The following is a 5,546-nucleotide window of genomic DNA, read 5'->3' as shown; positions in this document are numbered from 1 at the left end:
GTTACCGCCGTGAAAAGGCGGTGTCTTAACCCCTTGACCAACGGACCTGAGCTTTTTCAACTCTTTCTATTATACCCACTTTTAGAATCTTGTCAAGAACTTGAGATAAATTTTTCTTATTTTTTATTTTTTACAAAGCAAAAAGCCCACTGTTGTAGGCTTTCTGTAAGATATTTCTTAAAATTAAAGCATCTTGTTGTATCGCTTTTTTAAGTGTTTAGCAAGTAGCTTTATCACTTCTTAGCGCTTGATAATAGGGCGTTTGTGAGTTTTCGCTTTTCGTTTGAATGTTTTGGAGTTTCTTCCTTACTCCACAAATCACTGAACATTTAACTTCATTATTTATGAGTTCAGCAGGCAAGAAACTAGCATGTTTTAAACGTGCTTTTTTTCATGTCTATATAATAGGAAAAAATTAACCATTTTTAAACTATTTTTTTAACCTATTCATATTCAATTGTTTCATCTATATAATTTTCATAAGAATCACTTTCAAAAGCAATCATATAGTTAGAATCAAATGAAGGTACAGTATCGTATTCAAAACCTTTTAGCTTTATTTTTCGACAGACAATATTTCCATTAAGTCCCTTGTCTAATTCTGGATCTAAGTACAGAATCAAATAGTTTCCTAATCTATTTTGGTTAACTATTTTATTAGTTTTCATGACATACTTTACTTTTTATCTTTTTATACAATATACTTAAAATAACGTTTTATTGCTTTACCTATTCTAAAAATCCTAGTTTTTTGAATTCTCAAAAAACACAATTTATTAGGGATTATTATAAATCATTATAAATCATTAAAAACTCTTAAAATCTTCACAAAAAGCCCTAAAAAAGGGCTTATCATTTATGAGTTTAGTAGTTAAGAAACTAGCGCTCTAAAACGTGCTTTTAAACTATATAACAAAGACAGATATTAGTTAATGCCTATCTTTTTACAAATAATCAATCAAATCCAATATAGGTAATCAAATCATTTTCCTTAATTGTCTCTGCAAAATTCATTACAGGAAGTGTATATGAAGGAAATTGATTTGAAAGATTTGTTAAAGTGGAAATATATGTTCGCACATACGGATATAGTATAGCTACAGCATTCCCTCCTAGAACATTTTTCAATTCCTCTTCGTTTTCAAAGTCAGAAGAAGAATAACTATATAGCCCCCTAATAGATACTTCACATGTAAATGGAATATTAGGTATCTCCTCAGGATTTGTTGATTGACCTAAATTTACGTTAATAATAACATAGGATTTCTCTTGAGTCTTATCAACTCCAATTTCAGCAGAAAATTTGATTGGAACTACTAAACGTCCATCTTCTCTACTATTTTCAAAATCTAGATTAGTTTCATAAACCGACTTATCAACTACATAATCTTCAAATTTAATAATTGCCATTATGCTGCCATATCCTTCGCTTGCACCTTATAGGCGCTTTTATTACTATTATAACTATCTGTGTACCCAACAAAGTCACGGAACTCCGCTTTTACATTTTTTACCGAACTTTCCGTAAAATATGGTAGATTGCATTCAAATAAGCTCTTTAACTCTAATTTTTCTTGATATAAAATAGCTTGAACAACTTGGTCTATAGCTTCTTTAGGCAACCATGAATCTATATCAAGAATTGATTCATCTAGAATAATTTCTTTAATAGCCATTATATTTCTCCTTTGTAACCGTCCAATCAATTAACGTAAGTGTTCGTAAACAAATCTCTTTCCCATTAGGGACAGGCGAAATTGGTTTATCTGGAGTTGGTGGAGTGTATGTTTTACACGTTACGACATCCACCTCAGTATAGGATTTATTGTAACGCAATAAATGTTCTAAAAACACTCCATCAAGATTATACCTGTGAAAGGAATTGTTACGTTTAAAACCACCTAATGAATTTTTTAACTTTTGATAATATTTATCTTTGTATTCATTAAAATTTTTAGTCGTTGTAGGATTATTCAAATCTAAAATAGTTAAGTTGTCACTTTTTATTTTAAACTTTATAACACCTATTTTTTTATTACTATTCCTATATACTCGAGCGTACTTTTTTGCATTTTCTAAACCTTGATACCCATTTGGTGGATCATCAACAAACATGTACAACCCCACTCCAAGATCATTAGGTAAACTTTGACCACTTTTAATCACCCAGTCGCCTGTTATTTCAAATGAAGTACACTCAAAATGTTGTTGTCCCAAAATAGCATTAACTGATTCAGGCTTCGTCCCATGGTACCCCTCCATAGAATGCCTCCCATGTGAGCAATATGATACACTATGTATATAACGTATCATACATATGATATTACATTTAGAAACACATGTCAATTATATGTTCGCATTTTTCGCTATTTATTTGAAATTTTTATTTTTTAAAATTAATTAATAAGATACAATTATTTCTTATATTCTTTTCAAGTTAAAGTTAGACTTAAAAAAACATATTTTATATCAAATTCAGTCAATATCAAAAAGTGAACGACTATTTTGTTAACCAACAATTTTTACCCCCTTTTTGTTTGGAAGGCTCCGACTTGGAAAAAGTTCCCTTCACCGGTACCCAACTGGCCAAAATGATTTTTTAAAAGGCGGGGGGGACTCAATATCCTTTCAGTTCTACAAATCTTTTAGCAATTACCTTTCTTCGACCATATACATAACGAGCAGGTTTATTTAATTCCTCTGCAACTTCTTCCCAGGTCACACCAGCTTTTAAAAATCTCATTTTAAAAATTATTAGATCACTCTCAATCAAATTTTCCATCAAAGTTTCTACTACTAGTTTAAAGCCTTCTAAATATCTAAGTGTTTGGTCTTCTTCAATTCTAATGATTGTAGCTTCAGTAGGACTTGACACTTTCTTTCCTTGACCTCTGATATACTCAGCGTCGCTATACTTCTTATTATGTATCAACTCCTGTCTTCTAAGATATATCTTATTATCAAGCGTTCTATATCGTTCTAATTCAATATCGATACCGTCCAGGTCTCTCTTACTTAGCTCATACATAACTAAGTCCCTCCACTCAAAATTTATATTTTTCTTAACTTGCAATTCTACAATTAAAAGGGATTCCCCTTTAATTTATACCCTAGTTTCTCATATCTTACATTCTGTGAAACTCACTCCATTCTGTAAACCCCTGATATACCTTGCTTTCAAGCTATTACTTCTTTTCAGTTTATGCTTACTTTGTTATGTGAAACTTAGTAAAGCATAAAAGTAGGACTAGCGATATTTCTTTTGTTTGAGCCATATATCACTAGCCTTACTTAATTTGTAATCTATTTTTCTAAATACACTTTGATGTCCCGATATTCCTTCGAAAAATCCATCCATCCGCTAGAATCAGGGGTTAAGAATGGTAGGACAGTAAGCGGACTTACTTCTGTTCGATACGTCGATAGAGAATGTCTCTGACTTATTTCTCTGACTACACCTGTATGGATTTCTTCTACATCCTTCTTCAGTTCTTGAATTTCATCATATGCGTCCAGAATTCGTCTAAGCTTCTTTCGGTATTGTTTATAGATCTTCTTAGTTTCCATCCGTTGCTTAGTTTCTTTAAAAATGTATTCAAAGATGACTGCTTTAGCTTCAGAAAACTCACTATTATATTTTTCCTGAAGAGAATTAATAGCTTTTTCCATCTTTTCAAGCTGTTCCAAAGACTCTAAGTTGTTAGATAAAAAATTATCTATATTCTCAAATGAAACTGTTTGATTGCCTAAAAGACTCTTCCTTTTTTCGCTTAACTGTTCTCGTGCTGAATTAATCTTACTTTTTTTATTATCTAGATCATCCAGTGTTTCAAATACTTGATTAATATCCATTTCTTTCTCCTAGTTCCATTGAATAAAGTAACCACAATTTTCTTCAACTTTTTTTACATCAAATCGGGTATGTAAAATCAACCGTTTTCCAAAATAGTCATTCGCATTCACCCAACTAAGTGTATCTTTCTTGCGATCAAACAAAGTAACAAAGTTTTCTAGATCTCCGATAAAGCCTTTTTTGTCACCTTTATTCCCTAATGTTGTATCATCTACAATTAAAAAGTTATCTACAAAGAATGTTTCACTTGTCCCTGTCTCTTTATCAACTTTAAGAAGATAACTTCCTGAAGTGTCTTTCATTTTTTCTAAGACACTAAATAGTGATTGACTAACAACCATAGATACATTGCGCTCTGGATTGATTAAAGAAACAATAGATTTCAAGTCGTCCATACTTGTAGCAGTCTGTACTTTCGCAGTTTGGAGAATTTTTCCAATCTCTCTATTTCGTGTTCTACGTTTTAATTTAATAATCTTCTTACCAAGAAAATCCGTTAAATTATATTGGCCATCGTCTAATTGCTCCTGTGAAAAATCAAGTTTCCCACTGAATAATTTAACTAAGTAATCAACGCTGATAGTTTTCTTTTTATCTGCTTCTGTTCTCTCAACCGAATTTTCGCTAACTTCTTGCAATGAATCAGATTCAAAGTCAGTTACTTCATACTTCCCACCACGGGTACGAGTCTCAATAACATTTACTAGATCAACCAGTTCTTTACGTTGATGTTCATTTTCGTAACTATCAAGGATTGGTTTTTCAATGAGTACATGATTATTTTCTACGTTCATCCCTCTAGTGTTATAACCCGTACTTCGGATATAAGCTTCTAGATTTTCTTTTTGTTTAGCTAAGTTAGTTGTCATTTTTTTGCTCCTTCATCTTTTAATATCTGATTTTTGTTTATAATTTTTTCTAAAATTCTTTGCTTTTAGCTTTTCTTTTAGAACTCTCCGAGCCTTTAGAATCATTTTTTCTAGATTTTGATTTGTCTTGTTTGTTAGCATATTTTTCTAGTATTTCTTGTTTCCGTTGTTTTAAGCTTTCATCTTCTTTTTTACACTGAGAAAAGATTTTCTGTCTTTTATCTGGATCCATAGAAAACTTATTGGCTACTACATACCCTAAAGAAGTATCTCCTGACATCACCCTCACCCCCTTTCTATGCAAACAAAAAGGGACATACCACTAGCATTAAATGCTTACGGTATGTCCCTGAGTTGTTCTCAATAGACTTATTTTTTAGTTTCTTTTTTGACTAGATGAGTAAATTTCCCATCTGAGTAGAATAAAGTTATCTCTCCAAACTTTGGAACTTTTTCTATCTCTATTATACCACACTTTTCGTAGACAACAAAGCCTTTTTCTGTTGCAAATCGCATTTTATCATCATTCATTGATATTCTCCCCTCACTGTGTTTATAGTGTATCTCTTATCTTTAATCGTAAAAGCCTTGAAAGTGTTCCCTTCTAAACCTTTCAAAATTCTACTTGAATTTCTAGCATTGTAAACAGTCCGCAGTTCGCTACTATCTAGGTTAGTGTTGAAAATCGTAGTTTCTCGATTGTTGATAATATCAAACAAGAAATCCTGTTCCCAGTCACTCTTAGGTGTTACCGTCCCATTTTTTGCCCCCAGGTCATCAATGATTAGAAAATCTACATCAACTAACTTTTTAACCGCCTCATA

The 5,546-nt window shown here is 31.7% G+C and carries 9 protein-coding genes and 1 pseudogene; all 10 read right to left on the bottom strand.

All coding sequences use genetic code 11. The features are described from left to right. Nucleotides 1-443: 443 nt before the first annotated feature. Nucleotides 444-668: a hypothetical protein gene (locus K1I61_RS08825; RefSeq protein ID WP_223334850.1), complete on the bottom strand. Its 225-nt coding sequence runs from the start codon at nt 666-668 to the stop codon at nt 444-446. 286 nt (nt 669-954) lie between these two features. After that, on the bottom strand, nt 955-1,410 hold the full coding sequence (locus tag K1I61_RS08820; protein ID WP_223334852.1) for a protein-export chaperone SecB: 456 nt from the start codon (nt 1,408-1,410) through the stop codon (nt 955-957). Continuing rightward, entirely contained in the window at nt 1,410-1,676 is a 267-nt protein-coding gene (locus K1I61_RS08815) for a hypothetical protein (protein ID WP_223334854.1), read from the bottom strand. The genes K1I61_RS08820 and K1I61_RS08815 overlap by 1 nt, the downstream gene beginning before the upstream one ends. Beyond that, the gene (locus K1I61_RS08810; RefSeq protein WP_223334856.1) at nt 1,666-2,262 is read right to left on the bottom strand and encodes a hypothetical protein; all 597 of its coding nucleotides are present in this window, start codon (nt 2,260-2,262) and stop codon (nt 1,666-1,668) included. Before K1I61_RS08810 ends, K1I61_RS08815 begins: the two co-directional genes overlap by 11 nt. Nucleotides 2,263-2,617: 355 nt before the next feature. Continuing rightward, complete coding sequence (locus tag K1I61_RS08805) at nt 2,618-3,028, bottom strand: DUF722 domain-containing protein (RefSeq protein WP_223334859.1); 411 nt, start codon at nt 3,026-3,028, stop codon at nt 2,618-2,620. A 275-nt stretch (nt 3,029-3,303) separates the two neighbouring features. Continuing rightward, the gene (locus K1I61_RS08800; protein ID WP_223334861.1) at nt 3,304-3,852 is read right to left on the bottom strand and encodes a hypothetical protein; all 549 of its coding nucleotides are present in this window, start codon (nt 3,850-3,852) and stop codon (nt 3,304-3,306) included. 9 nt (nt 3,853-3,861) lie between these two features. Further along, the gene (locus K1I61_RS08795; RefSeq protein WP_223334863.1) at nt 3,862-4,722 is read right to left on the bottom strand and encodes a phage major capsid protein; all 861 of its coding nucleotides are present in this window, start codon (nt 4,720-4,722) and stop codon (nt 3,862-3,864) included. Between the two features lie 49 nt (nt 4,723-4,771). Next, complete coding sequence (locus K1I61_RS08790; RefSeq protein WP_223334865.1) at nt 4,772-5,002, bottom strand: hypothetical protein; 231 nt, start codon at nt 5,000-5,002, stop codon at nt 4,772-4,774. Between the two features lie 89 nt (nt 5,003-5,091). Next, nucleotides 5,092-5,253: a hypothetical protein gene (locus tag K1I61_RS08785; protein WP_223334866.1), complete on the bottom strand. Its 162-nt coding sequence runs from the start codon at nt 5,251-5,253 to the stop codon at nt 5,092-5,094. After that, nucleotides 5,250-5,546 (bottom strand): annotated as a pseudogene (locus tag K1I61_RS08780) (ATP-binding protein); the annotation flags it as partial. The gene K1I61_RS08785 and the pseudogene K1I61_RS08780, both read right to left, overlap by 4 nt.

This window comes from Streptococcus infantis (genome assembly GCF_019929665.1).
Taxonomy (GTDB): domain Bacteria; phylum Bacillota; class Bacilli; order Lactobacillales; family Streptococcaceae; genus Streptococcus; species Streptococcus infantis_H.
This window is presented reverse-complemented; position numbering and strand designations above follow the sequence as displayed.